21 protein-coding genes are annotated in these 16,042 nt (G+C 65.4%); 12 read left to right on the top strand and 9 right to left on the bottom strand.

What is annotated here, in order from left to right; translation table 11 throughout:
* The first annotated feature begins 76 nt into the window (after positions 1-76).
* From lmeA to MAB_RS03880, 6 genes are all read left to right on the top strand, one after another.
* Positions 77-880, top strand: a complete 804-nt coding sequence (gene lmeA / locus MAB_RS03900) for a mannan chain length control protein LmeA (protein ID WP_005087179.1) — start codon at positions 77-79, stop codon at positions 878-880.
* A 44-nt stretch (positions 881-924) separates the two neighbouring features.
* Positions 925-1,344, top strand: a complete 420-nt coding sequence (locus tag MAB_RS03895) for a thioredoxin family protein (RefSeq protein WP_005073019.1) — start codon at positions 925-927, stop codon at positions 1,342-1,344.
* A gap of 10 nt (positions 1,345-1,354) precedes the next feature.
* Complete coding sequence (locus MAB_RS25460) at positions 1,355-1,441, top strand: Ms5788A family Cys-rich leader peptide (protein ID WP_350494436.1); 87 nt, start codon at positions 1,355-1,357, stop codon at positions 1,439-1,441.
* A 69-nt stretch (positions 1,442-1,510) separates the two neighbouring features.
* Positions 1,511-1,984, top strand: coding sequence for a DUF4395 domain-containing protein (locus MAB_RS03890; RefSeq protein ID WP_005085648.1), 474 nt, complete (start codon positions 1,511-1,513; stop codon positions 1,982-1,984).
* Between the two features lie 27 nt (positions 1,985-2,011).
* Positions 2,012-2,845: a sulfurtransferase gene (locus tag MAB_RS03885; RefSeq protein ID WP_005113224.1), complete on the top strand. Its 834-nt coding sequence runs from the start codon at positions 2,012-2,014 to the stop codon at positions 2,843-2,845.
* A gap of 2 nt (positions 2,846-2,847) precedes the next feature.
* Entirely contained in the window at positions 2,848-3,153 is a 306-nt protein-coding gene (locus tag MAB_RS03880) for a DUF1416 domain-containing protein (RefSeq protein WP_005064245.1), read from the top strand.
* An 80-nt stretch (positions 3,154-3,233) separates the two neighbouring features.
* Here the strand turns inward: MAB_RS03880 and MAB_RS03875 are convergent, their stop codons facing one another.
* The gene (locus MAB_RS03875; protein WP_005113223.1) at positions 3,234-4,037 is read right to left on the bottom strand and encodes a helix-turn-helix domain-containing protein; all 804 of its coding nucleotides are present in this window, start codon (positions 4,035-4,037) and stop codon (positions 3,234-3,236) included.
* Between the two features lie 92 nt (positions 4,038-4,129).
* Between MAB_RS03875 and MAB_RS03870 the strand changes: the two genes are divergently transcribed.
* Positions 4,130-4,507, top strand: coding sequence for a VOC family protein (locus tag MAB_RS03870; protein WP_005113222.1), 378 nt, complete (start codon positions 4,130-4,132; stop codon positions 4,505-4,507).
* A gap of 48 nt (positions 4,508-4,555) precedes the next feature.
* Here MAB_RS03870 and MAB_RS03865 read toward each other — a convergent pair whose 3' ends face one another.
* The 4 genes from MAB_RS03865 to MAB_RS03850 form a co-directional block, all read right to left on the bottom strand.
* Complete coding sequence (locus tag MAB_RS03865) at positions 4,556-5,125, bottom strand: hypothetical protein (protein ID WP_005085645.1); 570 nt, start codon at positions 5,123-5,125, stop codon at positions 4,556-4,558.
* Positions 5,126-5,161: 36 nt separating this feature from the next.
* Positions 5,162-5,734, bottom strand: coding sequence for a hypothetical protein (locus MAB_RS03860; protein WP_005087171.1), 573 nt, complete (start codon positions 5,732-5,734; stop codon positions 5,162-5,164).
* 18 nt (positions 5,735-5,752) lie between these two features.
* Positions 5,753-6,409, bottom strand: coding sequence for an MspA family porin (locus MAB_RS03855; protein WP_005085643.1), 657 nt, complete (start codon positions 6,407-6,409; stop codon positions 5,753-5,755).
* 193 nt (positions 6,410-6,602) lie between these two features.
* Positions 6,603-7,037: a hypothetical protein gene (locus MAB_RS03850; protein ID WP_005096761.1), complete on the bottom strand. Its 435-nt coding sequence runs from the start codon at positions 7,035-7,037 to the stop codon at positions 6,603-6,605.
* A gap of 287 nt (positions 7,038-7,324) precedes the next feature.
* On the opposite strand from MAB_RS03850, the gene MAB_RS03845 reads away from it, so the two are divergent.
* Entirely contained in the window at positions 7,325-7,942 is a 618-nt protein-coding gene (locus MAB_RS03845) for a heme-binding beta-barrel domain-containing protein (RefSeq protein ID WP_005064231.1), read from the top strand.
* A 336-nt stretch (positions 7,943-8,278) separates the two neighbouring features.
* Here the strand turns inward: MAB_RS03845 and MAB_RS03840 are convergent, their stop codons facing one another.
* Entirely contained in the window at positions 8,279-9,133 is an 855-nt protein-coding gene (locus MAB_RS03840; protein WP_005087166.1) for an aminodeoxychorismate lyase, read from the bottom strand.
* Positions 9,134-9,203: 70 nt separating this feature from the next.
* Between MAB_RS03840 and ygfZ the strand changes: the two genes are divergently transcribed.
* Positions 9,204-10,298 (top strand): CAF17-like 4Fe-4S cluster assembly/insertion protein YgfZ, encoded by a 1,095-nt coding sequence (gene ygfZ / locus MAB_RS03835; RefSeq protein ID WP_005113221.1) that lies wholly within the window; start codon positions 9,204-9,206, stop codon positions 10,296-10,298.
* Positions 10,299-10,413: 115 nt separating this feature from the next.
* Positions 10,414-10,593 (top strand): DUF3073 domain-containing protein, encoded by a 180-nt coding sequence (locus tag MAB_RS03830; RefSeq protein ID WP_005085639.1) that lies wholly within the window; start codon positions 10,414-10,416, stop codon positions 10,591-10,593.
* 29 nt (positions 10,594-10,622) lie between these two features.
* Here the strand turns inward: MAB_RS03830 and purM are convergent, their stop codons facing one another.
* Genes purM through MAB_RS03815 form a run of 3 tightly spaced genes read right to left on the bottom strand, consistent with a single transcriptional unit; the run spans position 10,623 to position 13,831 of the window.
* Positions 10,623-11,702 carry a phosphoribosylformylglycinamidine cyclo-ligase gene (gene purM / locus MAB_RS03825; RefSeq protein ID WP_005064223.1) on the bottom strand — a complete coding sequence of 360 codons (1,080 nt, stop codon included), beginning with the start codon at positions 11,700-11,702 and terminating at the stop codon, positions 10,623-10,625.
* A gap of 60 nt (positions 11,703-11,762) precedes the next feature.
* Complete coding sequence (locus MAB_RS03820) at positions 11,763-12,836, bottom strand: NAD(P)H-dependent amine dehydrogenase family protein (protein ID WP_005064221.1); 1,074 nt, start codon at positions 12,834-12,836, stop codon at positions 11,763-11,765.
* On the bottom strand, positions 12,833-13,831 hold the full coding sequence (locus tag MAB_RS03815; protein WP_005113220.1) for a Rieske 2Fe-2S domain-containing protein: 999 nt from the start codon (positions 13,829-13,831) through the stop codon (positions 12,833-12,835). The genes MAB_RS03820 and MAB_RS03815 overlap by 4 nt, the downstream gene beginning before the upstream one ends.
* 155 nt (positions 13,832-13,986) lie before the next feature.
* Here MAB_RS03815 and MAB_RS03810 point away from each other — a divergent pair, with 155 nt between their 5' ends.
* Positions 13,987-14,547 (top strand): TetR/AcrR family transcriptional regulator, encoded by a 561-nt coding sequence (locus MAB_RS03810; protein WP_005097777.1) that lies wholly within the window; start codon positions 13,987-13,989, stop codon positions 14,545-14,547.
* Complete coding sequence (locus MAB_RS03805; RefSeq protein WP_005087162.1) at positions 14,544-15,959, top strand: amidase; 1,416 nt, start codon at positions 14,544-14,546, stop codon at positions 15,957-15,959. The genes MAB_RS03810 and MAB_RS03805 overlap by 4 nt, the downstream gene beginning before the upstream one ends.
* Positions 15,960-16,042 lie beyond the last annotated feature (83 nt).

Here is a 16,042-nt window from a genome sequence, read left to right as displayed (position 1 = left end):
AAGCGCGGATGAGCCGCTCGTGTGAGCATCGGCGGGGCCTGTCGGGAGCGGCGGTCCCGCGGCAATGCGCCAGAATATGCGAATGCGCAAGCCCCTGATCGCCACCATCGCGGCGGTGTGTGCCCTGGCGCTCGCGGCCACGGGCACCGACTTCGGATTTGCGATTTTCGCCGAATACCGGCTGTCCCGGACGCTGCGTACCGAGGCCAATCTGAGCTCCGATCCGTCGGTGGCCATTCTGGTGTTTCCGTTCATTCCGCAGGCCCTGAGACATCGATACAAGGAAATCGAGATCAAGGCGCACGGCGTCGACCACGCCGAGACGGGCAAGGCAACGTTGGAAGGCACGCTGCACGGCATCGACGTGTCGCGGGCGTCCTGGCTGATCCGCCCGGACTCCCCGTTGCGGGTGGACCGCCTCGAGAGCCGGATCATCATCGACTCGAATCACCTGGGCCGGTTCATCGGAATCAACGACCTGGCCGTCGAGCCGCCTCCCCGGGAACAGAACGACGCCACCGGCGGCACCACCGAGTCGGGCATTTCGACGGGCACCGGTCTGCTGTTCACCGGCACGCCCAAGACGGGTGAGTTCCAACACAAGGTGACCGTTTCGGTCGACGTGTCCGTCGGCGGGCCGGACAAGACAGATCTACAGCTCGTCGCAACGTCCGTGGTGACCGGCCCCGGAACGGCAGATCGCGATGTGCCCGAGGAACAGCAAGCCGGCGTGTTCGCCGCCTTCACCAAGGTGGTCCCACGGCAAAAGCTCCCGTTCGCCATCGAACCAACCACGGTCGGTGCACGTGGATCAGATGTGATCATCGAAGGTATCGCCGAGGGAGTAACGATCTCCCTGGACGCGTTCAAACAGTCATGACGTCGGACCTGTCCGCTCTCCACGCCAGCGGATCGTCGCCACTCGTGACCGCGGTCATCGCGATTGCGGTCGCGCTGCTGGCGTCGAGCCTCATCGCTGTCGCCATCAAGAGCAGATCCGGCAAGCTCCGTGAAGGCCCCGGTGGGACGGATGACGTCCAGGCCCCGCCCGGCATCGAGCTGTCCGCTACCGGGCCGACAATCGTGCACTTCAGTGCGGTGTGGTGCGGACCGTGCGCCGCGGTTCGCCGGGTTGTCGATCAGGTATCGGCCGATCATCCCGAGGTCGCACATATAGAGGTCGACATCGATGCCAACCCGGACGCCGCACGGGTGCTCTCGGTGTTGTCACTGCCGACAACCTTCATCTTCGACGCCACCGGACGCCAGGCCTATCGGGTCTCCGGGGTACCCAAGGCAACGGACCTGCGTACTGCGCTGCAGGGCATGACGCAGCCGGGGTAAACTCGTCGCCGTGCTAGCCCGCCTTGAGCCGATGCTCACGAAACGACGCGCCGTCGATCTGTGCCGCGTCGCGGGCTGCTGCTGTTGTTGCTGCTAATCGCGGCCACCTTTGAGTGTGCCGAAACAGGTGTAGCCATGTCCGCCACCCTTAGGAGCACAACAACCCATGACCACTGCCAACACAACGCCTGCAATCAGTCAGGTTGACGTCCGTGGCCCTCGCTTTTCCGCCTGGGTCACCACCACGGTTCTCATCATCACGCTGGCCGTGTCGGCCGTTTCGCCGACCGCCGCCGCGGTGATCCTGGGGCTCCAAGCTGTGGTGTTCGCGATCGGTGCGCTGTTAGGCCCGCATCGCGCCCCGTACGGAACGATCTTCCGGACATTGATCCAGCCTCGGCTGAGCCCGGTGACCGAACGTGAGCCGGTCCCCCCGCTGCAGTTCGCGCAGTTGCTGGGCTTCACCTTCGCCGCCGTCGGCACCGTCGGGTTTGCCACGGGCGTCACATTGCTCGGTGTGATCGCCACCGCCCTCGCACTCGGCGCGGCCTTTCTGAACGCTGCCTTCGGCATCTGCCTGGGCTGCCAGATCTACCCCCTGATCACCCGCCTCCGCCGCACCCAACCGTCTGCCCAGTAATCAACAACACGGAAGGAAATCCTTTATATGGCCCGCTCTGACGTACTGGTCTCCGCCCAATGGGCGCAAGACAATCTTTCCGCCCCCAACACAGTGTTCGTGGAGGTGGACGAGGACACCAGCGCGTACGACGTCGGCCACATCGAGGGCGCCGTCAAGCTGGACTGGAAGACCGATCTGCAGGACGCCGTCAAGCGCGACTTCGTCGACCAGCAGCAGTTCTCGAAGCTGCTGTCCGACAAGGGCATCAGCAATGACGACACCGTGGTTCTGTACGGCGGCAACAACAACTGGTTCGCGGCGTACGCGTACTGGTACTTCAAGCTGTACGGGCACCGGGACGTGAAGCTGCTCGACGGAGGCCGCAAGAAGTGGGAGCTGGATGGCCGCCCGCTGTCCACCGACACGGTCTCGCGCCCGGCGACCTCATACCAGGCGGCCGCGCCCGACAACACGATCCGCGCGTTCCGTGACGAGGTGATTGCCGCGATCGGGACGAAGAACCTCGTGGATGTGCGGTCGCCCGATGAGTTCTCCGGCAAGATCCTGGCTCCCGCGCATCTGCCGCAGGAACAGAGCCAGCGCCCCGGGCACGTGCCCGGCGCCATCAACGTTCCCTGGAGCAAGGCCGCCGCCGAGGACGGCACCTTCAAGTCGGATGAAGAGCTGGCCAAGCTCTACGCCGATGCCGGGCTGGACGGCCAGAAGGAAACCATCGCGTACTGCCGCATCGGTGAGCGTTCCTCGCACACCTGGTTCGTGTTGCAGGAGATCCTGGGACACCAGAACGTGAAGAACTACGACGGCAGTTGGACCGAATACGGCTCTCTCGTGGGAGCCCCGATCGAGTTGGGAAGCTAGTTATGTGCAGTGCACCGAAGCAGGGCCTGGCCATTCCGGCGGGCGTTGACGTGGAGAAGGAAACCGTGATCACCGGCCGTGTGGTCGATGGCAACGGCCAGACGGTGGGCGGCGCCTTTGTGCGCCTGCTGGATTCCTCGGATGAGTTCACCGCCGAGGTGGTGGCCTCTGCGACCGGCGACTTCCGGTTCTTCGCCGCACCGGGCGATTGGACGCTGCGGGCGTTGTCGTCGGCCGGCAACGGCACCGCGACGGTGAGCCCCACCGGCGCAGGCATCCACGAGGTCGACATCAAGATCGAAAGCTGAGTGGCCTAGGCCTCTTCGTCGAGACCGCGACTGCGCACCTCCCACCCGGAGAACGACGTGCGCAGTTGCGGTCTTGTCGTTTAGCGGCCTTCGCGCCGTTCCTGGCGCAGCCGCACCGGAGGTGTGCCTGTCAGCTTGGTGTAGTCGCGGGTGAGATGTGCCTGGTCGTACCAGCCCAACCGGCTCGCCACCTCCGCGACGTCGAGATCGGTCTCGGAAAGCAGCTGGTGAGCATCGATCACTCGAGCCCGCCGCAGCAGCCAGCGTGGCGATACTCCGAGGTGGCTGCGACACAACCGCTGCAATGAGCGCTGGGACAGCGCCGCCCTCGCGGCGAGATCCGCCACCGATGCGATGCTCGGATCGGTACGTACCAACCGTTCGACGCTGCGAGCACGGTGACCGTCGGCGGTCGGCCGCCGACCGCCCAACATCTCTTGTGCCGCCCTCTCGATTGCCTCGGCACGAGCCCGCGCGTCGCACGCCTCCCATACCGCCGTCAGATCCCAGCCCGGCCAGGCCTGGTCCCAGGGAACCACTCGACCCGTCCACGTGCTGGCCTCGGTGCCGGTTAGGTCGAAGATCGCTCCCGGCCTGAGATGCAAGCCGACCACCCAGCCGGGTGCCGGCAGATCGACGGCAAATCTCTCGGTCACCACCCCGTGCAGCAGTCCGGCCGGAAGCCGATGCCCGTGCCGAATCTCGCCCGGCGGCCCGCCCTCAAGCGTGAGATGTACCGTCGGGTGGGCGATGACACCGGAGAAGTCCGCCGGTACGGGTTCGGCCCAGGAGAGCGACCAAATCCTTTCCACCCAATCGCGCAGTGGTCCGCGACCCGGCAGCACCACTCGATCGATTCGCGGCAACAGCCCTTCGGGACGCACTACTGCGCGCCACGGATCCGCACCTAGGCCCTCCCGTGGTTCTGTCGGGTTGGTCCAAGACGGCACCGCCTCAGCTTAGGCAGCCTGAGCACATGAGTACTGCTGTTACCCAACTGCTTGCGTTCACCATCGATTGCTCCGACGCCTCCAGACTGGCCCGTTTCTATGCCGACCTCACGGGCGGCACGGTCACGGGTGAATATCCCGAATACGGATACGCATCGGCGGCGATCGGCTCACAGAATATCAATTTCCAAGGCGTACAGAACTATTCGTCACCACAGTGGCCCAGCCAGGAGCACCCGCAGCAGTTTCATCTCGACTTCCGCGTGAACGACCTCGGTGCCGCTGTCGACCAAGCGACGGGTCTCGGTGCCACGGTTGCCTCCGAGCAGCCAGGCGGCGACTCCTACCGGGTGATGGTGGACCCGGACGGACATCCGTTCTGTCTGTGCCCACCCAAGGAGTAGGCCATCGGTCACCGATAGCCGTTGGGCGCCACCGTCCCGACACCTGGATCAGTTCGCGGTGTCCGGTGCGGCCGCCGCACTGCGGGCCGGTTGCCTGGCCTCGAGGCCCGGCATCGGCCGATCGGGCGGGTTCCCAGTGGGAGACGGATCCTCCAGACCCATGGGCTGTCCGGTGGGGATGTTCTGCCGGCCGGTAGCGGCCGTCGCCCCCGGAGCGGTGCCCCCGGCCGCCTCCGGCACTGCGGTCTGCTGCATGGGCGACGACGGGCGGGCCCCGAACACCTGACCGAGCGGACCGGCTTCATGCGGTTTGACCGTGACATGTTTCAGCTGCACACCCAGGCGATCGCCCGGCATCCCGACATGGGCGGACTCGGGGTCGGCGTTGGTCATGGCCCGTGTGCCGCCCGCGTCGCGCACCCGCGGCGGTGGGGTCAGCGACCAAATAGATTGCAGCCCATAAACACCCGGGTAGTACCCGATGTAGCCGGGCGGGGTGTAGATCTGTCCGGTCGGGTCTCCCGGGACCGATGGGTCGGCGGTCGCGCTGGGCGCGCCGAATAGGCCGGCGATGGCGAACGCCACGATGACACCGGCCCGGCGGGTACAAGATCTCATGCAGATTCCTTGGGTTTTATTGCGGCTCGGGGAAATTCAGTGCGAGGCGGCAGGATCCGGGCCGCTGTTCAGCGAGCCGGGCCCGATGGTCCCATTGGCCTTCGGTTGGACGGACTCACTGTCCGTTTCCGGTGGTGGTTGATGCGTGCCCGGGACCGGGTCTTCCAGACCGCCGGGAGCCGCACCGGGCATGCTGGCCCCGGGCACCACGCCACCGGCAGGGTCGGGCGCTCCGATCGAGTCCATCGGCGATTCTGGGCGCACGCCCGGCGCGACCCCCAGCGTCGAGTTCCGCAGCGGTTCGACGCCCAATTCCGAGCCGGGCATCCCATATTCGGCCGAGGCGGAATCGGTGTTGGTCATGGCGCCGGTGCCTGCCGCGTCGAGCACCCGCCGCGGCCGCATCCAGAAGCCGAGGATGTATGTATAGGCGCCGGGTTGGTGCCCGATCCGGCCGGGCATGTTGTGATACGGCAGCCCGTCGTATCCGGGCGGCGGACCGGGAGGAACCGGCGGCGACGGCGCCGCGAGCGCACCCGGCGCGAGGAAGATACCGGCGCCGACAACGGCAGCGAGCAGTCCGGCGCCCTTACCGATACGTGATGTCATGTGCGCGGCCCTCCCTGTCTAGATCTTGATCGGCTCGCCATAGATGGCGTACGAGGAGTGGGCGCCGGTAGTCGAGATGCGCAGGTACGCGTAGGAGCGGATAGTGACATCGCCACCGCAGGCATCCACCTTGACGTGCAAATTCGTGATATCCAGCGTCGCCCTGCCCGCCGGGTTCAGCGCCATGTTGGACATCGGCAGATCAACGATGACGCCGGGTTCCAGGTCGGTCTGCACGTAACCGGTGGCCCCGCCGCCGACGGATCCGCCGATGGAGTTGCTCGAACCCAAAGACCCGGTCCCGCTGACACCGCCGGAGACCGCGCCGCCCAGCTGCAGTCCGCTCGACACATCGGACTGGCAGCCCAGCTGATAACCCATGATGAAGAGGCTGTCCAGGATCGATCCTTGTCCGCCGCTGACGGCCGCCGAGGAGTACAGGTTGACGAAGGCCTCGCGGGAATTACTCGCGTTGGCGAGGTTCGGAATCGAGTTGACGACCTCGTTGTAACTGTTCAGATGGATATGCCAACCGTCCGGGGTGACCTGATCCAGGTCCTCCGGCTGCATGGTCACCGGCTCCGCGAAGACGGGGGGAGCTTGCAGTACGGCAACACCAACGACCACTGCCGCGAAACACGCACTGCGGATGCATCGAATGAACGTTCCTGCCATGTCGGCCTTCCACGTGAGTGCTGAAAAGCCGTAGCAGCGGTTCTGCCCGGTCAGTTCAGCCCGAACTGAACGGGTTATTTCTAGCCAGCGCGCAGTTAACTCCGATCCGAGTCCCGGTGAACGCCGGTTGAACGCGAATAAGGTGGGGTCTGCCGCTATCTGGAGGTACGGCTGTCCCCCACCAGTGGGCGAATCAGTACGACCAACTACCCGAGGGCTGCACGACGAAGCCGTGTTCGCCGTAGTGCCGATCCGGCGGATCCTGGGTGTCCTTGGGCCAGGAATCGGGTTTCTTGGCCCGGCAGGCCAGGGCGTCATCGGCAAGGACCGCGCAGACGACGCCGTTACCGGGCGCGATCTTCGAACCGGTGGGCAGTAACGGATACGAGTGGTCGTCTGGGCTCTGCTCGTACCGCGCGATGAGGCCGGGCTTGGTGAGCGACACCGCCACGGAGTTCATGTCCGTGGCGGCGCCGACGATCGGCCCGGTGCACGAGACGCCCAGGTCGGCGATCATATTGCTCTGGCACCTGAGGCCGCCGGGCGTGCTGAAGACCCAGCCCGACATGCTCGGGTGGGCCCCGATGACCTGATATTCGGCGAGGTCGACGGCTGGATAGGAGTCCACGTCCGGGAACTTCGGCGGCTGCGCGTTCGCTACAGGTACCACGGCGAACGCCGCCAAGACGGCCCCAGCCATGAAATGCGCAGATAAAAGTCGCCCCGGAAAGATCGCCACACCCCTACATCGCGGTAGCTGAGATCGACGTTACCCGGCGAGTTGTGGGTCACACTGTTATCCCAGGTAAGCTCCCTTTCCGTGGTGCTCTTCTTCGAGATCATGTTGGTGGCCGCGGTGCTCGTCATCACCTGGTTCGCGCTGTACGCGCTGTACCGGCTGATCACCGACGAGTCGTGACGGAACCGGATCCGGCTGCCGCCGAACAGCGGCCATCAGTGGGCAGGAACCTCCCCACCTTTCAAGACCTTCCCATCCCCGCCGATACCGCGAACCTGCGTGAAGGCCCGGACCTCAATGCGGCGATGCTCGCGCTGTTGCCGCTGGTCGGGGTGTGGCGCGGCGAGGGTGAGGGACGAGACACCGACGGCGACTATCGCTTCGGTCAGCAGATCGTCGTCGCGCACGACGGCAGCGACTACCTCACTTGGGACGCACGCTCGTGGCGGTTGGACGCCGACGGGCAGTTCGAGCAGCTGACCTTGCGTGAGACCGGATTCTGGCGGTTTGCGCCCGACCCCAATGATCCCGACGAGAACCAGGCTATCGAGCTGGTGCTGGCGCATGCCGCGGGCTTTGTCGAGCTGTTCTACGGCCAGCCGCTCAATGCCTCGTCCTGGGAATTGGTGACCGATGCACTGGCCCGGAGCAAATCAGGCGCGCTCATCGGCGGGGCCAAGCGGCTGTACGGCATCGTCGACGGCGGCGATCTGGCTTATGTCGAAGAGCGGGTGGGCGCCGACGGCGGCTTGGAGCCGCATCTTTCCGCGCGACTGTCCCGCTTCGCGGGCTAATTTTTCTGCCGAGCATGCCCATATGTGCCAAAAACGGCGCAAAAAGCGCACTTTTGAGCATGCTCGCGGCTGCCTTGCTGGCCCGCCACCCCTGAGAAAGGGGCGGCCCCCGAACCGTTCGGCTCGATCGGACTCATCGAGGGTTCGGGGGCCGGGTGGCTGCCGTGGATTTGCACACCGCAGCGCATGGCTGCAGCTAGCGGGCAGCCACCTCACATGTCCCATAAGCAATCAATTTGTCGGACCACCTCCTTCCTTGTGTACCAACGACGGTACGACGCAACGAGGTGTGCCACAACCGATTTATTCTGCGGCGATCCGAACCAGCGATCGGAACTAGAGCGCGATGGCCTTGTCGACCAGCTCGGGCAACCGCGGCGCCAGCGGCCCCGCGGGGCGCGCAACACCGTCCAGCGTGTGCACCCGGGCCGCGAGGGTAATACTTGCCAGCATCCAAACATCCTGCGCGGCAATCAGATCAGCGGGCTTAACGGCCTCGTACCGGCACGGGATCCCCTCGGACGCAGCCACCTCGAACAGCGCGCGCTGAGTGGTGCCGTGCAGAATCCCGTGCTCGGGGAAGGGTGTCACCAAGGCATCACCGGTGTCCACGATGACCGTCGAGCGCGGCCCCTCGAGCACGAACCCGTCCGAGCTCACAAAGATGACATCTTGAGCCCCTTGGGTTTCGGCGTACCGCAGGGCAGACATGTTGATCGCATAGGACAGTGTCTTGGCCCCCGAGAGCAGCCATGGCAGCGGTTCGGCAGGCTGGGCGGGCAATCCACGATCCAGGGTGATTACCGAGACGCCGTCGCGCCGTGCCCTCGACGATCGCTCGGGAACCGGCGCGATGGTCAGATATGCCGTTGCACCTCCACCACTTTCACGCCCTCTGGTGTATACCAGGCGTAACATCGCATCCTCGCCCGATATCGAATTCCATTGCTGTACAGCAATCTTCACTGCGGACCGCCAGGCAGCACGGTCCGGCTCGGCCAGGTCCATCGACGCGGCCGATGCAGCCATCCGGCCCAAATGAGCTTCCAGCTTGCAGACAGCGCCGCCCCGCACCAAGGCCGTCTCGAAGGCGCCGTCACCGCGCACAGCGGCAAGCTCGTCCGCGTACAGCAGCGGGACCGATGGGTCATGCACTTCACCGTCGAGTGTGACCACCACCGCTACCGCCATGGGCAATGAGATTAGCGGTCGTAGAGTTGAAACTGTGATGAGCCGCTTGCGCGAAGAAACATAGGCACCGATGACGGCTGTGTACGTACCCGAAGGCAACCCCGACGCCGGGGCGGTGTGGCACTACGGCGACCCTCTGGGTGAGCAGCGTGCGGCGCTCACGCACGCCGTCCTCATCGACAGGTCGACCAGGGCCGTGCTCGCCCTGTCCGGTCCAGAACGGCTGAGCTGGCTGCACACCGTCTCCAGCCAGCACGTCGCCGATCTGCGGCATGGCCAGACTCGGGAGAATCTCAGCCTCGACGGACAGGGGCGTGTCGAAGACCACTGGGTGCAAACCGATCTGGACGGCATCACGTACCTGGACACCGAATCGTGGCGCGGCCAGCCGCTCAAAGACTTCCTCACCAAGATGGTGTTCTGGTCCAAGGTCGAAGTCGCTGCCGCCGACCTGAAGGTCTTCACACTGCTCGGGCCCGACACCGCGGGCCTGGCCGAGAAACTGGGCATCGCGGCACTGCCCGAGCTCGACAACGCGGTGGCGCTGCCCGACGGCGGCCTCATTCGGCGCGTGCCGTGGCCGCTGGCCGAGGCGACCTACGACCTCCTCGTTCCGTCCGGTAAGGGCCTCGCGGAACGCTTAGGGGTGCGTCCCGCCGGGCTCTGGGCGTTCGAGGCGCTGCGGGTGGCCGCCACCCGCCCCCGCCTCACCCTGGACACCGATGAGCGGACCATCCCGCACGAGGTCGGATGGATCGCCATCGGTGACGATCCACGGGCCGTGCATCTGGCCAAGGGCTGCTATCGCGGGCAGGAGACGGTGGCCCGCGTGCACAACCTGGGCAAGCCACCGCGTGCGCTGGTGTTGCTACATCTGGACGGTTCCGCCGATCGGCCGGCGCCGGGCGACGAAGTGGCCGCGGCCGGCCGCGCGGTAGGCCGGGTGGGTTCGGTGGTCGACCATGTGGACCTGGGCCCCATCGCGCTGGCCCTGGTCAAACGGTCGGTCATCGAGGCCCTTGCGAATGGCAATCCGGCACCCCTGACAGCGGGTCCTTCACCCGCCGCGGTCGACCTCGATCTACTGCCCGACCTGCATGCTGAGCAGCGCGGAAGGGATGCGGTGAACCGACTACGACAGGGGTCTGGCCAACCGGGCGGTTAGGGCGTGCAGCAGTTGGTCGATCGGCACGCTAAACTATCGTCAGGATCGATAAACAAACTCCACCGGAGCCGCCCTCGAATCGGGCCGCTCCGCTATTGCGCGAGGGGGTTCCCCCATGGGCCGCGGCCGGGCAAAGGCAAAGCAGACCAAGGTTGCTCGCGAGCTGAAGTACAGCTCTCCTCACACGGATCTTGAGCAGCTCCGCCGGGAACTTTCGGGTGCTCCGGTATCTCAGCCGGACGACGACCGCACCAGCGACCGCTGGTCGGACGACGAGGACGCCTGGCGCCGCTAAAACGGCACTGCGGTAAACACCCGAGGTTCTCAGAACCTCGGGTGCTGTCCCACGAGTAGGGCGCTCTCGCTGCCTGAATCCTTGCCCGACTTCTTGATGGTGCCCAGGGTCCAGCAATCGATGTGCCGTGCCGTCAGGACCGCAAGTGCCCTGTCGACATCCTCGGGCGCGACGACGGCCACCATGCCGACGCCCATGTTGAAGGTCTTCTCCATCTCGGCGCGCTCGATGCGGCCGCGCTGGGCGATCATCGCGAAGATCGGGCCGGGGGTCCAACTGCCGCGGTCGAGCTCGGCAACGAGCCCATCGGGGATGACGCGGGCCAGATTGCCCGCGAGCCCGCCGCCGGTGACGTGGCAGAAAGTCCGTACCTCGGTCTCGGCAGCCAGCGCCAGGCAGTCCTTGGCGTAGATCCGGGTGGGTTCCAGCAGCTCCTCCCCCAGAGTGCGGCCAAATTCTTCCACCTGACCGAACAGATCCATCCGATCGATCTCCAGCAGCACGTGCCGGGCCAGGGAGTACCCGTTGGAGTGCAGGCCCGACGAGCCCATGGCGATCACGACATCGCCCGGACGCACGCGATCCGGGCCCAGCACGCGGTCGGCTTCCACGATGCCGACGCCGGTGGCCGACAGATCGAAGTCGTCGGGAGCCATCAGCCCGGGATGTTCGGCAGTCTCACCGCCGAGCAGTGCGCAGCCGGCGATGGCGCACCCCTCGGCAATTCCGGCGACCAGCTCGCTGACACGCTCGGGCACCACCTTGCCCACCGCGATGTAATCCTGCAGGAACAGCGGCTCGGCGCCGCACACGACCAGGTCGTCGACAACCATGGCCACCAGGTCCAGACCGACGGTGTCGCGTTTGTCCATGGCCTGTGCGACGGCGATCTTGGTACCGACACCGTCGGTGGAGGCGGCCAGCACCGGCTCGCGGTAACCACCCTTGAGCGCGAACAGCCCGGCGAAGCCGCCGATACCGCCCAACACCTCGGGACGATGCGTCTTGGCGACGGATTTCTTGAACAGCTCGACGGCCCGGTCGCCGGCTTCGATGTCCACCCCGGCCGCGGCGTACGAATTACTGGGTTTGTCGGCTCGCTCGCTCATATCGGGCATTACGGTACCCGTCCCGACTGGCACAGGTGTCCGCACTGGTCCTCGATGCGGCTATTTGAACCGGCCCGCGAAGCCACGCAACGGCAGGTCGGCGGAGGTGAGGATCCCCGGCGGCGCGTCGATGACGCTCCGGATGGCGTTCAGGGCGGGCAGTCCGGTGACCGTCATCCCGACGGAGGCGAAGGCGGCCGGGTCGGTGAAGTCGGTGCCGGGCTTGGGAATGACCATGTGCTTGCTGTAGACGCAGGGGTCGCCCTGGATCTTCGTGATGTAGCAGCCCTTGACGTTCCAGTGCGGCTCGGTCTTTGGGGTCATCTGCCATTCGACATGTACTTCGACTTTCGGCACTCCGCCGACAATCCCTTGGTATTTCAGATAATTGGCACCCAATGAACCCTTGGGCAGTCGGTACCAACCGAGGTCGATGTCCTCCGTGCAGGCACCCAATTCATAGGAGAACGTGACGTCGTCGAGTTCCAGGCCAAAGCAGTCCGCCATCAGATACACCCCGTCGGCGAAGACCCGGGTGCCCTTCTCAAGCAGCGCCGGGATCGACGGATCCCCCACGGGAAGTCCGTATCCGACCATCTCCCAGGAGTCCACCGAGTGATGGCAGGACACATCCACCGACTCGATGACGGTCACGTTCTCGATCTCGGCGACATCGCAGGAATGGATGACACCAAGAATCTGCGTCAGCCCCGGATTCATTCCGGTGCCATAGAACGTCGATCCGCCGCGTTCACACGCCTGCTGCAGTACCTCGGTGGTGGGCCGGCCCGACGGGTGCGGGTGGTTCTGGTCACGGTGATGCCCGGTGATCCAATCGGCGGTGGTCACAATGTCGATGCCCGCTTCCAGCACCTTGACATAGAGATCCTCGTCGGGGAACACGCCGTGGAAGGTCAGCACGTCGGGTTTGGCGGCGACGATTTCCTCGACGGTGCCCGTCGCGATCACCCCGTTGGGTTCCAGCCCCACCAGTTCACCGGCGTCCCGGCCGACCTTTTCCGGCGAGTAGCAATGCAATCCGGCCAGTTCCAAGTCGGGATGCGACGCGATGCGCCTGATCATCTCGGTGCCGACGTTGCCGGTGGCGACCTGGAACACCCTGATTACGCTCATGCCGTGCTCTCCTCCGGATAGAACTGAGTCGCCCATTTACGCAGGGCGATGAAGCCTTCGTATTCGGCGCGCACCAATGCGGGCGGGTCCGAATAGCGCTGATGCGACCAGATGTGGATATCGGCGAGGAATTGGTCGATGATGGCCTGCGCGAACGTCTTCGCGGACTGCGGCGGCTCGGCCGAATCGTCGCCGGGTTGCCTGCCGATGAAGACGGTGAACCGCACATCACAGGTCTCGTCATCGACTGGGGTCACTGCGGAGACCGTGCGGTTGTCGACCATTCCCCAGCTCTTGGTGACGGCGACACCCAAACCCCCGTTGATGGCCTGCACGCCGCTCTTTATGTCTTCGGCGGACATGCCCGGTATCTCATCGAAGGCGATGGTGAAGTCGACGTACGAAATCGGCGTGCCGAACTCCTGCCGGGTGAACCTCGGGATGAACGGCGTCTTGTGCACGTACTTGAAATGCGCGAAATCGACGCCGTTCTCCAGGACGTATTGCGGATGTAGTTGCAGCCGTTCGCGATACAACGTGCTGTGCGGGTATCCCGGATAGTAGTCCCGCGCGCTGCCGCCGTCGCCGAATCCGGTGAAGACGTCGGGAACGTCGAAGTACGGCGGACGCCCGGCGGTGTCGTGCCAGATGTAGACGGCCTCATTGCGTTCGACTACCGGGTAGCTCCGAATGCGCCGCAACGGGTTTGGCCGCCGCTCGTAGGGAATGCAGACATTCCTGCCGTCACGATTCCACTCCCAGCCATGAAACGGGCACACGATGCGGTCCCCTTCGACGTGACCACCGTGGCCCAGGTGAGCACCGAGGTGCTCGCAATGGGCGTCCATCACTGCCAACTCGCCCGATTGCGCCCGCCAGGCCACCATCTCGCGGCCGAAATAGCTCATCCGGTGCACGGCACCGACAGTGATCTGCGCGGACCAGGCAACCTGGAACCACCCGGTGGGCCTCATCGACAACGGCGGCTTCGGCATCGGAACCTCCTCAAGCGGCGACAGTAATCCATTCCGACCAACTTTCACAGAGACTTCTATGAAAAATTCCCGCACGCGCTAGCATCGTCCGGATGAGCGAAGTGGTGGCCACCGGGCGGCGGGCGAATCGTCGCGGTCTGGCAACCCGCGAGAGCATGCTTGAGGCCGCCCTCCGAGTGCTCGCCTCCGGAGATCCGGCAGCGGTGTCTGCCAACAAGATCGCCAAGGAGTGCGGCGCCACCTGGGGCGCGGTGAAATACCAATTCGGCGATATCGACGGACTGTGGGCAGCGGTGCTCCAGCGCACCGCCGAGCGCCGCGGCGAACAACCCTGGCGAAACGATCCGGTGGGTCCGCTGGATCGACGGGTCAGCGCGATCGTCGAAACCCTCTATCGCGGCCTGACCGCCCCGGACTCACGCGCGATCGAGAACCTGCGCCGGGCACTGCCACCCGAACCCGCCGAACTCGAGCGTCTGTACCCCCGAACGGCCGCCGAGCTGGCCTCGTGGAAGCATCGTTGGGCGCGGGCGTGCCAGCAGGCGTTCGACGGCTTGGAGGTGGATCCTGTCCGAGTGCGCGAGGTGGCGGCCTTCATCCCCGGCGCCATGCGAGGGCTTGTTTCCGAAAAACAGCTGGGTACCTATTCGGATCTCGAGGAGGCCCGTCGCGGGCTGACCAACGCGATCGTCGCTTACCTAGGAGGTCACGAATGACCCGCATCCACGCGTTTACCGAGGACGCCCTGGGCGACCTGGATGCCACCGGAGTCGCCGAGCGAATCGCCTCCGGCGAGGTCACTGCCGCCGAATGCGCCGAGGCCGCCATCGTCCGTCTCGAGCGGGTCAACCCGACGCTCAACGCAGTGGAATTCAAGGATTTTCCGCGCGCCCGCGAGCGCGCCGAACAGGCAGACGCCGCGTCCAGCACTTCCGGCACTTTTCGGGGTGTGCCCACCGCGACGAAATGCAATATCCACGTGGCGGGTATGCCACTGACGGAAGGCTCGGCGGCGATCACGCCGGCACCGCAGACTGACGATGGACCGTTCGCACGACAATTCCTCAGCACCGGCGTGATCCCCATCGCCTCGACGACCATGCCCGAATACGGCTGGTCTGCCACCACGGAGCGCGCAGGTGGCTCGGCTACCCGCAATCCGTGGCATACGGACTTCTCTGCCGGCGGATCCTCCGGCGGGTCGGCGGCACTGGTAGCCGCCGGTGTGGTGCCCATCGCACACGGCAATGACGGCGGCGGCTCGATCCGGATCCCCGCGGCGGCCTGCGGACTCGTCGGCCTCAAGCCGAGCCGCGGAAGGCTTTTGGGCGACCCGTCGAGCAGTTCGGCCCCAGTGAAAATCGTCGCCGAGGGGGTGCTGGTGCGCAGTGTGCGGGACTGTGCCCGCTTCTTCGAGTCGGCCGAACTGCACTATCGCAACCCAAAGTTGACACCGATCGGGCACGTGGATCGCCCGGTCCAGCGCCGGCTGCGCATCGGCCTATGCATGGATTCCCCCTTCACTCCCGCCACCGACAACCCAACCCGGCAGGCAGTGAACTCCGCCGCGGAATTGCTTGAATCCCTTGGCCACACCGTCGAACCGTACACACCCGCCGTGCTTCCGTCGTTCAAGATCGACTTCGAGGACTACTGGGCCTTCTTGGCCTTCGCCGTGGCTAAGGGTGGTCCCCGGCTGTTCGAGGGGTTCGACCCCGCTAAGTTGGACCGGCTGACCCTCGGGCTCAGCCGCAGATTCGTCAGGCGCTCGTACCGCACGCCGCTCTTCTTGGCACGCCTGGCCGCCGCCGCCCGGGTATACGAACGCGGCTTCACCACCGGTATCGATGCGGTGCTCACGCCCGTGCTCACCCACACCACGCCACGCATCGGGTATCTCACCCCGGACCAGGATCCCGACGTACTGCTGGACAAGCTCAGCTCGTACGTGGGATTCACTCCGGTGCACAACGCCTCCGGTGCGCCAGCGATATCGCTGCCGCTCGGCCAAGACCCCGACGGCCTGCCCATCGGAGTGATGTTCAGCGGCCGCCGAGGCAGTGAACGAACGTTGCTCGAGCTGGCGATGGAAATCGAGGAGGCACAGCCCTTCTCGATACTGGGCTGATGCGTGGCCGTGACTCCAATCACAAACCACCAGTGTTACAACAAAATTAGAGCGCTCGACATGCGATCCACAGTTTGAGCACT

The organism is Mycobacteroides abscessus ATCC 19977 (assembly GCF_000069185.1).
GTDB lineage: Bacteria > Actinomycetota > Actinomycetes > Mycobacteriales > Mycobacteriaceae > Mycobacterium > Mycobacterium abscessus.
The sequence above is the reverse complement of the archived record's forward strand: the minus strand, read 5'-3'. Positions and strand labels throughout refer to the sequence as shown.

Excerpts from the sequence above, each read along its gene's own strand:
- MAB_RS03885 (WP_005113224.1), top strand. The coding sequence starts at position 2,012 with ATGGCCCGCTCTGACGTACTGGTCTCCGCCCAATGGGCGCAAGACAAT.
- purM (WP_005064223.1), bottom strand. The coding sequence starts at position 11,702 with ATGAGCGAGCGAGCCGACAAACCCAGTAATTCGTACGCCGCGGCCGGG.
- MAB_RS03805 (WP_005087162.1), top strand. The coding sequence starts at position 14,544 with ATGACCCGCATCCACGCGTTTACCGAGGACGCCCTGGGCGACCTGGAT.
- MAB_RS03860 (WP_005087171.1), bottom strand. The coding sequence starts at position 5,734 with ATGACATCACGTATCGGTAAGGGCGCCGGACTGCTCGCTGCCGTTGTC.
- MAB_RS03890 (WP_005085648.1), top strand. The coding sequence starts at position 1,511 with ATGACCACTGCCAACACAACGCCTGCAATCAGTCAGGTTGACGTCCGT.
- MAB_RS03815 (WP_005113220.1), bottom strand. The coding sequence starts at position 13,831 with ATGCCGAAGCCGCCGTTGTCGATGAGGCCCACCGGGTGGTTCCAGGTT.
- MAB_RS03830 (WP_005085639.1), top strand. The coding sequence starts at position 10,414 with ATGGGCCGCGGCCGGGCAAAGGCAAAGCAGACCAAGGTTGCTCGCGAG.
- MAB_RS03810 (WP_005097777.1), top strand. The coding sequence starts at position 13,987 with ATGCTTGAGGCCGCCCTCCGAGTGCTCGCCTCCGGAGATCCGGCAGCG.
- MAB_RS03840 (WP_005087166.1), bottom strand. The coding sequence starts at position 9,133 with ATGGCGGTAGCGGTGGTGGTCACACTCGACGGTGAAGTGCATGACCCA.
- MAB_RS03865 (WP_005085645.1), bottom strand. The coding sequence starts at position 5,125 with ATGAGATCTTGTACCCGCCGGGCCGGTGTCATCGTGGCGTTCGCCATC.
- MAB_RS03880 (WP_005064245.1), top strand. The coding sequence starts at position 2,848 with ATGTGCAGTGCACCGAAGCAGGGCCTGGCCATTCCGGCGGGCGTTGAC.
- ygfZ (WP_005113221.1), top strand. The coding sequence starts at position 9,204 with ATGACGGCTGTGTACGTACCCGAAGGCAACCCCGACGCCGGGGCGGTG.
- MAB_RS03870 (WP_005113222.1), top strand. The coding sequence starts at position 4,130 with ATGAGTACTGCTGTTACCCAACTGCTTGCGTTCACCATCGATTGCTCC.
- MAB_RS03820 (WP_005064221.1), bottom strand. The coding sequence starts at position 12,836 with ATGAGCGTAATCAGGGTGTTCCAGGTCGCCACCGGCAACGTCGGCACC.
- MAB_RS03855 (WP_005085643.1), bottom strand. The coding sequence starts at position 6,409 with ATGGCAGGAACGTTCATTCGATGCATCCGCAGTGCGTGTTTCGCGGCA.
- lmeA (WP_005087179.1), top strand. The coding sequence starts at position 77 with ATGCGAATGCGCAAGCCCCTGATCGCCACCATCGCGGCGGTGTGTGCC.